The organism is Synechococcus sp. CB0101, from assembly GCF_000179235.2.
Taxonomy (GTDB): domain Bacteria; phylum Cyanobacteriota; class Cyanobacteriia; order PCC-6307; family Cyanobiaceae; genus Vulcanococcus.
The window spans coordinates 1,935,999-1,948,452 of record NZ_CP039373.1 but is presented as its reverse complement, the minus strand read 5'-3'; the positions used below and the strand labels follow the sequence as shown (position 1 = coordinate 1,948,452).

General features: G+C 64.1%; 16 protein-coding genes and 1 tRNA gene. 1 reads left to right on the top strand and 16 read right to left on the bottom strand.

Annotation, left to right across the window (positions count from 1 at the left end; translation table 11 throughout):
* Positions 1 to 37: 37 nt before the first annotated feature.
* From CB0101_RS10390 to CB0101_RS10370, 5 genes are all read right to left on the bottom strand, one after another.
* Entirely contained in the window at positions 38 to 892 is an 855-nt protein-coding gene (locus CB0101_RS10390; RefSeq protein WP_136644089.1) for a phycobilisome linker polypeptide, read from the bottom strand.
* A 240-nt stretch (positions 893 to 1,132) separates the two neighbouring features.
* Entirely contained in the window at positions 1,133 to 1,621 is a 489-nt protein-coding gene (gene cpcA / locus CB0101_RS10385; protein ID WP_136644088.1) for a phycocyanin subunit alpha, read from the bottom strand.
* A 54-nt stretch (positions 1,622 to 1,675) separates the two neighbouring features.
* On the bottom strand, positions 1,676 to 2,194 hold the full coding sequence (locus tag CB0101_RS10380) for a phycocyanin subunit beta (protein WP_136644087.1): 519 nt from the start codon (positions 2,192 to 2,194) through the stop codon (positions 1,676 to 1,678).
* Between the two features lie 352 nt (positions 2,195 to 2,546).
* Positions 2,547 to 2,762 carry a phycobilisome linker polypeptide gene (locus CB0101_RS10375; protein ID WP_010311802.1) on the bottom strand — a complete coding sequence of 72 codons (216 nt, stop codon included), beginning with the start codon at positions 2,760 to 2,762 and terminating at the stop codon, positions 2,547 to 2,549.
* 36 nt (positions 2,763 to 2,798) lie between these two features.
* Positions 2,799 to 3,644: a phycobilisome rod-core linker polypeptide gene (locus CB0101_RS10370; RefSeq protein ID WP_010311803.1), complete on the bottom strand. Its 846-nt coding sequence runs from the start codon at positions 3,642 to 3,644 to the stop codon at positions 2,799 to 2,801.
* Between the two features lie 216 nt (positions 3,645 to 3,860).
* Here CB0101_RS10370 and CB0101_RS10365 point away from each other — a divergent pair, with 216 nt between their 5' ends.
* Entirely contained in the window at positions 3,861 to 4,265 is a 405-nt protein-coding gene (locus tag CB0101_RS10365) for a hypothetical protein (RefSeq protein ID WP_136644086.1), read from the top strand.
* A gap of 3 nt (positions 4,266 to 4,268) precedes the next feature.
* On the opposite strand, the gene CB0101_RS10360 is transcribed toward CB0101_RS10365, so the two are convergent.
* The 11 genes from CB0101_RS10360 to nrdR all read right to left on the bottom strand — a co-directional run bounded on the left by CB0101_RS10360 (position 4,269) and on the right by nrdR (position 12,283).
* On the bottom strand, positions 4,269 to 5,015 hold the full coding sequence (locus CB0101_RS10360; RefSeq protein WP_010311808.1) for a phycobilisome rod-core linker polypeptide: 747 nt from the start codon (positions 5,013 to 5,015) through the stop codon (positions 4,269 to 4,271).
* A gap of 86 nt (positions 5,016 to 5,101) precedes the next feature.
* Positions 5,102 to 5,695 (bottom strand): chromophore lyase CpcT/CpeT, encoded by a 594-nt coding sequence (locus CB0101_RS10355; RefSeq protein ID WP_010311810.1) that lies wholly within the window; start codon positions 5,693 to 5,695, stop codon positions 5,102 to 5,104.
* 41 nt (positions 5,696 to 5,736) lie between these two features.
* Complete coding sequence (locus tag CB0101_RS10350; protein ID WP_010311812.1) at positions 5,737 to 5,973, bottom strand: hypothetical protein; 237 nt, start codon at positions 5,971 to 5,973, stop codon at positions 5,737 to 5,739.
* Positions 5,974 to 6,009: 36 nt separating this feature from the next.
* A tRNA-Phe gene (locus tag CB0101_RS10345) sits at positions 6,010 to 6,082 on the bottom strand.
* Positions 6,083 to 6,112: 30 nt separating this feature from the next.
* The gene (locus CB0101_RS10340; RefSeq protein ID WP_010311814.1) at positions 6,113 to 6,772 is read right to left on the bottom strand and encodes a ComF family protein; all 660 of its coding nucleotides are present in this window, start codon (positions 6,770 to 6,772) and stop codon (positions 6,113 to 6,115) included.
* Between the two features lie 52 nt (positions 6,773 to 6,824).
* Positions 6,825 to 7,094, bottom strand: coding sequence for a DUF2470 domain-containing protein (locus CB0101_RS10335; protein ID WP_010311816.1), 270 nt, complete (start codon positions 7,092 to 7,094; stop codon positions 6,825 to 6,827).
* 152 nt (positions 7,095 to 7,246) lie between these two features.
* On the bottom strand, positions 7,247 to 8,527 hold the full coding sequence (locus tag CB0101_RS10330) for an FGGY-family carbohydrate kinase (protein WP_010311820.1): 1,281 nt from the start codon (positions 8,525 to 8,527) through the stop codon (positions 7,247 to 7,249).
* Positions 8,517 to 9,785: a methionine adenosyltransferase gene (metK, locus tag CB0101_RS10325; RefSeq protein ID WP_010311822.1), complete on the bottom strand. Its 1,269-nt coding sequence runs from the start codon at positions 9,783 to 9,785 to the stop codon at positions 8,517 to 8,519. The genes CB0101_RS10330 and metK overlap by 11 nt, the downstream gene beginning before the upstream one ends.
* A 32-nt stretch (positions 9,786 to 9,817) precedes the next feature.
* Positions 9,818 to 10,609, bottom strand: a complete 792-nt coding sequence (locus CB0101_RS10320; RefSeq protein WP_010311823.1) for an HAD family hydrolase — start codon at positions 10,607 to 10,609, stop codon at positions 9,818 to 9,820.
* Between the two features lie 7 nt (positions 10,610 to 10,616).
* Positions 10,617 to 11,684: a 30S ribosomal protein S1 gene (locus tag CB0101_RS10315; protein WP_010311825.1), complete on the bottom strand. Its 1,068-nt coding sequence runs from the start codon at positions 11,682 to 11,684 to the stop codon at positions 10,617 to 10,619.
* Between the two features lie 104 nt (positions 11,685 to 11,788).
* A complete protein-coding gene (gene nrdR / locus CB0101_RS10310; RefSeq protein WP_010311827.1) occupies positions 11,789 to 12,283 on the bottom strand; it encodes a transcriptional regulator NrdR in 495 nt (164 codons plus the stop codon).
* Positions 12,284 to 12,454 lie beyond the last annotated feature (171 nt).

The window sequence follows — 12,454 nt, the reverse complement described above, 5'->3', positions numbered from 1 at the left end:
GCCCCGCCGAAGCGGGGCATCTTGAACCGGCGTTCGTTCAGTTCACCGGGGTGACACTGGCCACCCGGCCGCCCTGGCGGTGAATCTGCTGCTGGGCCTCCAGCATTTTGTCGAAGGGGATGAAGCGCACGGTGTTGCTGCGCTTGTGCAAGCGGTAGTTGTTGAGGCCGGTGACCTCCACGCGATACACGCGTGCCTTCTGGCCGATGCCCTGGGCCATGGCCGTGATGGCGGTGCTGGCCACGCCCGCCGGCTGCACGGCGGAGCCACCGGCGTTGGGGCTCACCACGGGTACGGCACGGTTCTGGTGCAGGGCGGGGCCCAGACGGGAGGCAATGCCGGTGATCTCGCCTTTCACCGAAGCAGCAGCACCACGGGTGAGCTGCATCAGCCAGGAGAACTGACGGCCCGCATGCCCCTTGGAGTAATCCCAACCATGCAGGAAGGGCACCTGCTCCTCACCGAAGCGCTCCTGATACTCAGCGCTATCGAGATAGGAATCAATCTCGGCATCGTAACCCTGCTCCTGGAGGATCGTGAAGTGATGCAGCATCTCGTCGCGCCCCTGGGGCGCACGGCCGAGCAGGTGCTTGAAGTTGAGCTCGATGAAGTGATACGGATTGGTGTTTTCGAAGAATTTCGAGCGATACAAACCGCTCTTGGCCACCGCCCTCACGAATTCACGCACACTCAGATAACCGTTGCGAAACAACGACTCCGCCCCGGTGAGGCGCTCGCTCTCCATCACATATTGATAACCCAGCACCTGGCGATACACCGCACGAATCAACGCGGCTTTGTCGCTCTGGCTGGAGCCAGCCGACCAATTTTCATTGTTGCGGTCGTTGGCAAAGCGTTCGATGCCCAGATAGGCGGCATTAACCAGGGTCATGGCAGGCGAACCGGGGAGAAAGAGGGGGACAGATCAGCGACTCAATGCGGCAACAGACGCAGCCGAACGAGACAACAGTTCCATCCAAAAAATCCTATGAGCAACAACGAATGATTCCTGAGAGACGCGCATCATTTCGTTACAGGCTCAGCAGATCTGCGGAGTTCAACAAGCGCAGACACAAAAAAGCCCCCTTGCGGGGGCTCGGGGCAACTCGCGGTTGCGCTGTGAATCTGAAAATCAGACCAGAGCGGCGATCGCGTAGTCGATGTAGTTGTTGGCGATCACGCCGGCGTCGCCGGAGATGCCGTGGTTGGCCTTGATGTAGTTCAGAGCTTCCACATACCAGGAGGGGGAGAGCTCGAACGCACGGTTGATCTCGTCGAGACCTGCGATCAGGTACTCGTCGATGGGGCCGGTGCCACCAGCAACCAGGCAGTAGGTCACCTGACGCAGGTAGTAGCCGATGTCACGGGCGCACTTGGCCTTACCGCGCGCGTCGGAGGCGTAGTTGCTGCCCTGCATCTGGGTGGTGTAGGGGAACTTGTTGTAAACGGCCTGGGCAGCGCCGTTCACCAGTTCGTCAGCCTTGGCGGTCAGAGCCTTGGCAGCAGCCAGAGCGTTGGCAGCGCGCTCGAAACGGCCGAAAGCGGCGTTCAGCTCGGTGTTGCTCAGGAAGCGGCCCTGGGAATCAGCGGCTGCAACGGCTTCGGTGAGGGGGGTCTTCATTGTTCGAAGTGAAGAAGAAGGGTGGACCTAGAAATGACGCGGAGCAGCGTTGCCTCAGGCAACAGCAGCAGCAGCGCGATCGAAGTAGGTGCCGATCTCGCTCATCAGAGCGGAGCAGTCGCCGGGGGTGATGCCGTTGCGATCGTTGGCGATCGAGATGGCGGCGTCCTTCATCTTGCGGATGCCTTCGGCCACGGAAGCGCCAGGAACGCCCAGAGCCAGATAGGTCTCACGCAGGCCGTTCAGGCAGCGGTCTTCCAGCACGGAAGCGTCGCCGGTGAAGATCGCGTAGGTCACGTAGCGCAGCACGATCTCCATGTCGCGCAGGCAAGCAGCCATGCGACGGTGGGTGTACGCGTTGCCGCCGGGGGCGATCAGAGCGGGCTGCTGGTCGAACAGTTCGCGAGCAGCGTTGGTGACGATCTTGGAAGCGTTGGAGGTGATGCGGTTCACAGCATCCATACGCTTGAAGCTGTCGCCAACCATCGCCGAAAGGGCGTCGATTTGACCAGCGTTCAGGAATTCGCCGCGGGCATCAGCCTGGGCAACGACCTTGGTGAAGGCGTCGAACATTGAGAAGCTCCTGTTCTCGACGTGAGTCGGGGAGGGGGGATGAGGGGCCAAACCGAGGAGCTGGCCGAAACCGCCTCATCGCTTGGCCTGGTCATTGTTGGACAAGCTGATCACCCTCATCAGCAGCGCTTAACAAACGGTCATTCCAAGGGGTAAAGCGACTGCGCTGCAGCGCATTTGGAAGATGAGAAAGCCCGCTGAAGCCAGCCTGCAGCGCCGCCAGCCGCCGCCGCTGTGACCACGCTGACAGCGCGTTCCGCCAGAACGCACAAAAAAGCCCCCTCGCAGGAGGGGGCTACGTGCTGAAGTCCATCAGAGCGCTCGGATCAAGCAAGCGCTCTGTGGAGCTGGATCACTCAGCGTCGATGCCGCCGGTGACATTCACGGCGGTGATCTTGCCGCCCATGCGCTGCACGAGACGCATGGTCTCGTTCATGCGGGTGTAGGGCACGTTCATGACCACATCCGCAGTGCGGGAGTAGTCGTTGTTGGCCAGACCGGTCACGGTGAATGACACCTGGCGGTCGTTGCTGAAGCTGGTGCCGCGGTTGCCTGCAGAAACCTTCATCGGAGCTACGGGGGTAACAGGGAGCGAAGGAACCGATCAGTTGACCGGAGTGATGCTGGCGATCCGGCCGCCTTCGCGGTGGATCTGCTGCTGGTACTCGAGCAGCTTGTTGAAGGGGATGAAGCGCACGCGATTGCTGCGCTTGTGCAGGCGGTAGTTGTTGAAGCCGGTGATCTCCACGCGGAAGGTGCGACCTTCTTCGCCGGAACCCACGCCCTGGCGGGTCACACCATCAGTGCCCACCTTGCGGAACACGTTGCCCTTGGCGATCGGGCTCACCACCGGCACCGGCAGCTCAGCGTGCACGGAGGGATTGAGACGCGACTGATTCTTGGTGATGTCGCCCTTCACGGAAGCAGCGGCACCGCGGGCCAGCTGCAGCATGTAGGAGAACTGCAGGCCCTGCTGACCGGTGGAGTAGTTCCAGCCGTGCAGGTAAGGCACGCCTTCCTCACCGAAGCGCTCTTGATACTCAGCGCTGTCGAGGTAGGAGTCGATCTCGGCGTCGAAACCCTGCTCCTGCAGGATCGTGAAGTGGTGCAGCATCTCCGCCTTGTTCTGGGGAGCGCGACCGAGCAGGTGCTTGAAGTTGAGCTCAATGAAGCGGTAGGGGTTGGTGCTCTCGAAGAACTTCTTGCGATAGAGACCACTCTTCGCCACCTGGCGCACAAACTCGCGAACGCTCAGATAGCCACGCTTGAACAACGACTCGGGACCCTCCAGCCGCTCGCTGGACATCACGTATTGGTTACCGAGCACCTGCTGGTACACGGCGCGGATGAGCGCAGTCTTGTCGTCAGCAGAACCGGTCATCCAGTTCTCATTGACGCGATTGTTGGCGTAACGCTCGATGCCCAGATAGGCAGCGTTGGCGAGGGTCATGGGGCTACGGGAAGCGGGCTTGGACGGCTTGCTTGGGAAGGCGTGCCTGGGGGAGAAGACGCACCGAAACGGCTGCCAGCACAGTTGGCGCCAGAGCCGGATCCTATGGGTGCTCAATGACATCCTCAGAACGCTTTCAGAATCGTTACAAAACGCAGGCCTGGCGCCACTCGCCAACATCGGTACCATCCGGCCAGATCCTTTTCGGCCCAAGGCATGTCAGCGAGCGCGTCCCCCAGTGCTGGAGCGTTGCAACTGCGGCTCAGCGAACAGATGCAGGCCCTCAGCCTGGTGAGTGAAACCCTCACGCTGCGGCTCCTGGAACTGGAGGAACGACTGAGCGCATTAGAGGGGCAACTGGAGGGATTGCAGCACCTTCAGAGCAACACCCTCAGCAACGATTCCGCCGACATGCTCACCGCCACCGAAGAGCGAATTGCACGGCTGGAGGATCTGCTCACGGAGCAAAGCGCACCGCAGCGCGCCACCGTGCATCCGCTGCAAAGGCCCACGCCGGAAGCCAACGCCCACGACGCTGACTTCAACGAGCCTGAACTGGAGCTGAACCCCTTCCCGGAAGAGGACGAGGAACAGCCCTTCATGGATGAATTGAGCGCCTGAGGCTCAACCGGCGGAGCCGGTGCCGAGCATGGCGCCGGCTGAGGTGAGCAGCACCCGCAGCACCTCCAAACCACCGATGGCAGCCAGGGCCAGCCAGATGGTTTGCGCCAGCTTGGGGGGCTGGCCGCCCACCCAGGCGGCTGACATCTGACCGCCGCTGAACTGAGCACCGCCACCGGCAAAGGGGTTGGCCGGGGCGCGGCGAGCGCTGGCATCACGCCAGTAGGCGTTGTAGCGAGGCGCTTGTTGGTTAAAAGGAAGCTGCGGTTTGGCATGGCCGGCCAACACGCGGGAGCGCTGATAAGGCACGGTTTCCAAACCGAAGGCCTCGAGATACTCCTGCGAATTCAGCAGGGCATCCACGAAACCTTCCAGCCCCTGATTGGCAATCACGATCGACCAGGCGATGCGCTCCTGATCGCCATGCACCTCGCGGCCGAGCACGCGACCCACGATCTGCTCCACCACCCGGTAGTTGCTGTTGCAGCGGTAAAAGCCGTCGCGGAATTTGCGGGAGAGGAGCAAACCGCGTACGAAATCGCGGGCGGTGAGATCGCCGTTGCGGAACTGCATCTCGAGCATCGGCTCGCGATCCACCTTGAAGGCATGGAAGAAGATCTGGCGATAAGCACGCTCGATCTGCTCATCCACATCCACTTGGGTGCGCGGCGCTTCATCCGTGCCGATGCAGAAGTTGTTCACCCGAGCGTTTTGGGTGATCGGCTTGGTGGCCAGCAGCGGGAGGGCCATGGCGGGAGAGAAAACCAGCGGCGAAGCTATCGATGGCAAGCCGCCAATGTTCTCAGCCCCTTACACAGCTTTACCTCGCTGCCTGGTTACGCAGCCAACCAATCGGCCGGTAATTCGTGGCTGTAGTCGTCGGTGCGCTCGAATTCAAACGGCCCCGCCAGCGATCCCCACAGCTGCTCATGGGTGGCGGGATCGTGACCCCGATCGATGGTGCGCATGCCGCGGCCGCTGAGCTCAAAGCTGCTCACCAGATACGACAACGCCCCCTTGCGCTCCACCATGCAGCGGCAGCCCGGCTCCACCTCACCGATGAAGCCATCGGCGGTTTCGCGCACCACATAGGCGCAGCCCTCGAGGGACTTGAGATCGGCAACCTTGATCTGAGCCCGCTTCTCGGGATCGTCGACGGCGCCCCAGAAGCGCTGCTCATCGGCGATGGCCTGGTTGGTGATGATCAGCTCAGTGCCGCGCTGCTCCGCCCGCAGCACCCTCAGGCGATAGGGAGCAGCCGGATTGATGGCATACGACTGATCCAGCAGCAGGGAGCCTGGCTCCAGCTGCGGCAGCGGCCGGAACTTCACCAGGATGTGGGCGTAGAGGGGCGGATTGTCGAAGGCCTGCTGCTGATTGCTGAAACCAGCGCTCAGCTGGCGCAGCAGACGAGCAAGGGGGCTGGACATCGCTGATGGCAGGGGTTGGGCCGGATCCTATGGGGAACGGCTTAGAGCCCCAGCAAGCGAATGCGGAAATCGGCCACCTGATCCGCCATGGCGGGATTGCTGAGCATGAAGGGATGATCGGCGCAGGCCTCCAGAGCCAGGCGCTTCTTCTCGTCGCTGCTCATAGCTGCCGCCTCGGGCTGAGCGAGGAGTTTGCTCCAGGCAGCGTCGAACACCATCGCGAAGCTGTCGGCGTTGTCGAACAGCTGGCCGGGCTTATCCGGAATCGAAATGGGCATGAACGAAATGAGGCGTGAAAGCCTCATGTTTTGCAATGCCAGGACCCAGATTTGAACTGGGGACACGGCGATTTTCAATCGCCTGCTCTACCAACTGAGCTATCCCGGCCCGTCGCCTTGGCGACCTGCGGATACTAGATCACCGCGTGACGCCAGCTGGGGTTCGAGCCAAGGCGAGCACCCCTTGAACGGCATGCCCCGCGGCCTGGAGCGCGTGGGCGGCACTGCAGGCGGTCGCACCTGTGGTGAGGATGTCGTCGACCAGCCAGAGCGGCCGGCTCGAGCCAGTGTGAACGGGCGCAGCGCCAAAGGCATGGCGCAAATTTCGGGCCCGCAGGCTGCGGCCCAAGTGGTGCTGCCCCAGGGTGGGTCGGCTTCGCCAGAGCAACTGCGGTGGCGCCAGCTCAGCCCTGCCGCCGCTGGCCTCGGCCAGGGCACAGGCCACCAGCACGGGCAACGGATTGCCGGAGCGCTTCCAACTGGGCACCGGCACCAACCACGCGCCTGGCAACACTGAGGCGCAGCAGTGATGCAGCCGCTCCGCCAAGAGGGCAACGACAGACCGATCCGCTGTGGGTCGCTGGCGCAGCAGCAGGCCGCGCAGCTCGCCGGCGTAGGGGGCCAAGGCACACCAAAGCAGCGGCTGATCCCCCTGGAGCCCCCCTTCCGGCAGGGCCAACGTCTCGAGACACGGCCCGCAAAGGGGGCTGGAGCTGGCCAGCTCACAGGACCCACCGCAGCTGCGGCAGCGGGCTGTGCTGATCAGATCCAGGGCGTGCTGCCAAAGACGGAGCCCCATCCAGCGGCGATGCGATTACCGGGAGCATTCCCCGCTGGCACTGGCGCTGGCCTCAGGCCTGGGGCATGGCCCGCAGCATCGCCACCAGGGTGCGGTGGGCGTCTTCGCTGTCGCTGAGGGTGTGATCAAAGGCCACAGCCAGACGCTCCCCATCCACCTCGAGCTCCATGGCCTCGGGCCGCACCGCCACCATGCGCGCCTGTTGCGGTGCGGCCACGCCGCCGTAATGGCGCGCGTAGGCCAGCACCGCTTCGGCGTGGTCGTCGTTCATGTGCTTGCAGATACGGTCGCTAACGGCGCTGGTGAGGGGATCGGCGGCCATGGGCGGTGGATGGGGGGAGGGCCCGATTCTGGGGGCTCAGGCCACGCCGAAGCGCTGCCAGAGCAGCAAGGCCAACCGCACACCCGAGAAGGTCACGTAACCGGCCAGCACCACAAACAACCCCATGGCCAACCAATCGCGCAGGCGGGTGTTCATGGCGTGGGTGCAGCGGAGAGCGCCAGTCTGGCCATACCCAGCGCCGCCGTGCACTGAGGGCGGTTGAGCACCGGGCGCTGCAGCAGGCGCTGGCGCAAGACACGCCACTGGGGATTGCGGGCGCCGCCGCCGAGGCTGATCACCCGCTGCACCACCGGCGCGCCCAGCTGCTCGAGCCGCTGCCAACCGGCCTGCTCGATCGCCGCCAGGCCCTCCAGCAACCCCTGCAGGTAGAGCGCATCGCTCACGGGCCTGGGTTCCAGCACCGGCTCAAGCAGCGGATCATCCACCGGAAAACGCTCGCCAGGGCGCGGCAGGGGCCGCAGCGCCAAGCCACTGCTGCTGCGTGGATCGATCTGACGGCTGAGCTCAACCAGCTGAAGATCGCTGAAGAAGCGGCGCAGCACACCGGCACCTGCATTGGAGGCACCGCCCACCAGCCACCGGCCCGCCACCCGCTGGCAGCTGATGCCGGGCCCCTGCAGGGGCTGATCACTGAATTGCTTGAGCACCAAGGTGGTGCCGAGCACCGTGACGCCATCGGCCGGTTGCAGATCAGCTGCCAGCACCGCCGCACTGGCATCGGTGGTGCCAGCCACCACCAGGCAAGCCTGCGGCAGACCAAGCGCCGAGGCGGCATCGGCGCCCAAGGGCCCAAGGAGCTGGCCTGAACGGCAGATCTCCGGCAGGGCAGTGCTCCAAGGCTGCTCGGCGATCGTGCCGAGCCAACGGCCCTGCTGCTGATCCCAGCCCAGGCGCAGGTTGTTGCCTTCTTCGCCCCAACGCCAAGTGCCCAACAGCCAACCCATCAGCCAATCGGCCTGATGGCGCAGCAACCAGGGGCCGCGCTCAGCGGTGCCGCCGAGCTGCTCGAGCAGGCGCAAAGCGCGGGCGAGGCTGCCACTGGCACTGGCGGCGGGCAAACCCGCACCAGCAGCACCCACCAGAGCCGCAGCGGCCTCAGCCTGCTCCGGGCAGGCCAGGTGATACGGCAGAGCCTGATCGAGTGGGCTGGGGCCGAGGCTGCCGTCTGGACGGCAGAGCAACAGGGTGCCGGAGGTGCCATCGATGGCGACGGCCACCACCGCCGCCCTCAGGTCGGCGGGGAGTTGCAGGCATAGCGCCTTCAGACCCTCACGCCAGCCCAAGGGCTGCTCAAAGGCGGCGGGATACGCCGATTGGCATTCGGCCACTAATTGGCCGGCGGTGTTCACCACCGCCAGCCTCAAGCCACTGGTGCCCAGGTCAACGCCCAGGCCCAGGCGTTCAGGCGGCAACGCGGCTGGCGGTGGCCTGCTTCAAGGTGGCGGCGATGGCGTCCACGTTCTCCCAAGGGAGGTTGAGGTCGCTGCGGCCGAAGTGGCCGTAGGCGGCCACGTCTTGATAAAAGCGGCCACCGCGCTGCTGGGGCAGCTCCCGCAGGCCAAAGATTTCGATGATCGCGCCGGGGCGCAGATCAAAGTGCTCCTGCACCAGGGCGGTGAGATCGGCGTTGCTGATCGCGCCGGTGCCGAAGCTCTCCACCAGGATGCTCACGGGCTTGGCCACACCGATGGCGTAGCTGAGCTGCACCTCGGCCTTACGCGCCAGGCCAGCAGCCACCAGGGCCTTGGCCACATAGCGGGCGGCATAGGCAGCCGAGCGATCCACCTTGGTGGGGTCTTTGCCGGAGAAGGCGCCGCCGCCATGGCGGGCATAGCCGCCGTAGGTGTCCACGATGATCTTGCGGCCCGTGAGGCCGGCATCGCCCTGGGGGCCGCCCACCACGAATTTGCCGGTGGGGTTCACCAGGAAGCGGGTGGCCTCTTTCGAGGGCTTGAGGCTGAGATCGGAGGTGGCGGGCTCCACCACATGGCTCCAGAGGTCGGCGGCAATGCGCTCGCGCAGGGCCTTCTCCTCCGACACACCATCGATCTCAGCGGTGTGCTGCGTGGAGATCAGGATGGTGTCGATCGCCACGGGCTGATCGTTTTCGTACACCACGCTCACCTGGGTTTTGCCGTCAGGCAGCAGGTAGCCCAGGGTGCCGTTGTGGCGCACTTCCGCCAGGCGGCGCGCCAGGCGGTGGGCCAGGCTGATCGGCAGCGGCATCAGCTCCGGCGTTTCATCGCAGGCATAGCCGAACATGATTCCCTGGTCGCCGGCACCCACGAGATCGAGGGGATCGCCGGCGTGGTCATCGGCCTCATCCACACCCTGGGCGATGTCGGGCGACTGCTGATCGAGAGCCACCAGCACGGCGCAGCTGTTGGAATCGAAGCCACCGGCGCGGGCGCCGCTGTAACCGATCTGCTGGATCACACCCCGCACCAGGGTGTTGAAGTCAACCCGAGCGGTGGTGGTCACCTCGCCGGTGATCAGGCACAGACCCGTATTCACCACGGTTTCGCAGGCCACACGCGAGGCCGGGTCTTGGGCGAGCAGCGCATCGAGCACCGCATCGCTCACCTGATCACAGATCTTGTCGGGGTGACCCTCGGTCACCGATTCCGAGGTGAACACGTAGCGCGATGGCGCCCCGGCGGTGCTGCTCATTCGCTCAGCTGGATGGCAAATAGCCCACCACCCTAGGAGCCGGCCAAGCTGAGCTCCTTCCAGTGATGAATGAGCGGGTGCGGTTCCGCCAGCGGCGGCGGGCTGCTCCAGGCGGCGGTGTAACCGAGGGCCAGCTGATGGGGGATCCCAGCCGCCACAGCCATCCGCAGATCGCTGTTGGCATCGCCAATCAAGGCACAACGGTGCGCCTCCACCCCCAGCTGCTCGCACAAACCATGCACCGCAGCGGGATCGGGCTTGCGAGGCCGGTGTTCCGCGCTCCAGAGGCCAGCAAAAAACAGATCTAAGCCATGGCTGGAGAGGAAGTGCTCAATGCCGGCCATGTCGTCGTTGCTGATCACCGCGCACACCACACCGGCCGCCTGCAGCTCCTCCAGCCAGGGGCGTAACCCCTCGGTGGTGGTGCTGGTGTGGCCGGCTGCCTCCTGACTGCGGCGCGCATCCTGCTGGTCGGCCTGAGCAAACACCTGCTCGCTCAGAGCCAAGGCCTCAGGCCACCCCATCCCCACCTGCACCAGAGCCGTAGCCGTGGCGATCAGGTTGTGGTCGCGGCTGGCCACCGCCGTGATGCCCGCCGGGCAGATCGCGGCTGAGCTGAGGCCGTAAGCCCGCTCCAGCAACTGCTGAAGGTCGGGCAACACGGCAGCGGGTAGGGCCAGGGCAGCCTGCTCCAGGCAAAGAAAAACCCTGGCCGAAGCCAGGGTGAGGAGCTGAGGCTCGCTGATGCTGAGGGTGCCGTCCTTGTCGAACAGCACCGCATCCACAGAACCCAGGGCCGTGCCGCGTAACTGCAGGCACACCATGGCGTGATCAGTCGAGGGTGACGCCCATGGGCTCGTTGTCTTCGGCCTGCTCGAGCAGCATCTGCTTGTAGCGGGCAGCCATCTCCTCGGCCTTCTCGAACACCTTCTGGGGGTCGGTGAGCATGTCGCCGGGCTCGGGCTCGAGGGCCTTGGTGGACAGGGAGATCCGACCACGCTCGGCGTCGAGATCGATGATCATCACCTTCATCTGATCGTTCACGTTGAGCACCGTGTGCGGTGTCTCGATGTGCTCGTGGCTGATCTCAGAGATGTGCAGCAGGCCGCTGACACCACCGATGTCGATGAAGGCGCCGTAGGGCTTGATGCCGCGGACGGTACCGATCACCACTTCGCCCACCTCGAGGCGGTTCATCTTGCGCTCCACCAGGGCGCGGCGATGGCTGAGCACCAGGCGGTTGCGCTCTTCGTCCACCTCGAGGAACTTGAGGGGGAGGAAGTCGGCCACCAGCTCTTCCTTGGGCTTGCGGGTGCTGATGTGGCTGCCGGGGATGAAGCCGCGCAGACCTTCCACCCGCACCAGCGCACCACCGCGGTTGGTGGCAAACACTTCGCTGTAGATGGTGGCGTCTTCCTTCTGCAGCTGACGCACGCGCTCCCAGGCGCGCTGATATTCGATCCGGCGGATCGAGAGGGTGAGCTGACCGTCTTCGTTCTCTTCGCTGAGGATGAAGAACTCGCGCTCTTCACCGGGCTCGAGCACATCGCTGATGCTCTCCACCCGGTTGATCGACACCTCCTGCATGGGCATGAAGGCGGCGGTCTTCGCGCCGATGTCGATCATCGAACCCTTGGGCTCGATGGCGAACACGGTGCCCTTCACCACGTCGCCAGGCTTGAAGTTGTAGTCGTACTTGCTCAGCAGCGAGGCGAACTCATCCAGGGTGAAGCCCACACCGTCGAGATCGCGGCCGGCGTTACGGCTGCTGGAGTCGTCGGCACTGGGCACCTCTTCCGGAATGCCGAGTTCAAGCTCAGCAGCCGCGTCAGCGGCGAAATCCTGATCCACGGCGAGCTCCTGCTCGCTGGTGGTGAGTTCGGAAGGGGTCACGGTCATGGAGAGTCGGCGGCCTGCCTGGGGCAGTACGAGAGAGCCTCTGTCGCCGCCCGCCAACGGGCGCAGAGGAATCTCACACTATACAAACCGTGGACCCAGGCTCCTCAGCCCACTGCGGCTAAGCGCTTCGCGTTGCTGCGCCGGCCTGAAGCGCCCTGGAGCCCCTCAAGCGTGGCAACGAAATCACCCACGCTCTGGAACTGGCGATACACCGAGGCGAAGCGCACATAAGCGACATCGCTCATCTCAGCCAGTTGCACCAGCACCAACTCACCAATATCGCCGCTGCTCACTTCACGACCACTGCGACCCTGCAGCTGCAACTCGAGCTCATCCACCACCGTTTCGAGGCGGCTTGGCTCCAAACCGGTTTTTTCACAAGCCCGCAGCAATCCATGCAGCAGCTTGTTGCGATTGAAGGCTTCACGGCTGCCATTGCGCTTCACCACGGTGATCGGCACCGTTTCCACCCGTTCATAGGTGGTGAAACGAAACTCGCAATGCAGACATTCACGGCGACGCCGCACACTGCGCCCGGAATCAGCAGAACGCGATTCCAGAACGCGGCTGTCGGTGTGCTGGCACGAAGGGCACTGCATGGCCCAAAAGTCCGCCGGAAATGTGAAGCAAGTGTAGACAGTCTTCGTCCCATTGAGAAGGGAGATGCTGCCTTGGGTTTTGATCTGTGATCGGCGCAAAGCAGCGCCAGAGCGTGAGACTGACCGAACGCACGGGTTCCGAACAACAAAAAACCCCTGCCGGAGCAGGGG

Bases quoted from the DNA above. Each gene is read 5' to 3' on its own strand.
- CB0101_RS10320 (WP_010311823.1), bottom strand. From the start codon at position 10,609: ATGGTGTGCCTGCAGTTACGCGGCACGGCCCTGGGTTCTGTGGATGCG.
- CB0101_RS10350 (WP_010311812.1), bottom strand. From the start codon at position 5,973: ATGCCCATTTCGATTCCGGATAAGCCCGGCCAGCTGTTCGACAACGCC.
- CB0101_RS10335 (WP_010311816.1), bottom strand. From the start codon at position 7,094: ATGGCCGCCGATCCCCTCACCAGCGCCGTTAGCGACCGTATCTGCAAG.
- nrdR (WP_010311827.1), bottom strand. From the start codon at position 12,283: ATGCAGTGCCCTTCGTGCCAGCACACCGACAGCCGCGTTCTGGAATCG.
- cpcA (WP_136644088.1), bottom strand. From the start codon at position 1,621: ATGAAGACCCCCCTCACCGAAGCCGTTGCAGCCGCTGATTCCCAGGGC.
- CB0101_RS10380 (WP_136644087.1), bottom strand. From the start codon at position 2,194: ATGTTCGACGCCTTCACCAAGGTCGTTGCCCAGGCTGATGCCCGCGGC.
- CB0101_RS10365 (WP_136644086.1), top strand. From the start codon at position 3,861: ATGTCAGCGAGCGCGTCCCCCAGTGCTGGAGCGTTGCAACTGCGGCTC.
- CB0101_RS10355 (WP_010311810.1), bottom strand. From the start codon at position 5,695: ATGTCCAGCCCCCTTGCTCGTCTGCTGCGCCAGCTGAGCGCTGGTTTC.
- CB0101_RS10370 (WP_010311803.1), bottom strand. From the start codon at position 3,644: ATGACCCTCGCCAACGCTGCCTATCTGGGCATCGAGCGTTACGCCAAC.
- metK (WP_010311822.1), bottom strand. From the start codon at position 9,785: ATGAGCAGCACCGCCGGGGCGCCATCGCGCTACGTGTTCACCTCGGAA.
- CB0101_RS10360 (WP_010311808.1), bottom strand. From the start codon at position 5,015: ATGGCCCTCCCGCTGCTGGCCACCAAGCCGATCACCCAAAACGCTCGG.
- CB0101_RS10340 (WP_010311814.1), bottom strand. From the start codon at position 6,772: ATGGGGCTCCGTCTTTGGCAGCACGCCCTGGATCTGATCAGCACAGCC.
- CB0101_RS10390 (WP_136644089.1), bottom strand. From the start codon at position 892: ATGACCCTGGTTAATGCCGCCTATCTGGGCATCGAACGCTTTGCCAAC.
- CB0101_RS10375 (WP_010311802.1), bottom strand. From the start codon at position 2,762: ATGAAGGTTTCTGCAGGCAACCGCGGCACCAGCTTCAGCAACGACCGC.
- CB0101_RS10315 (WP_010311825.1), bottom strand. From the start codon at position 11,684: ATGACCGTGACCCCTTCCGAACTCACCACCAGCGAGCAGGAGCTCGCC.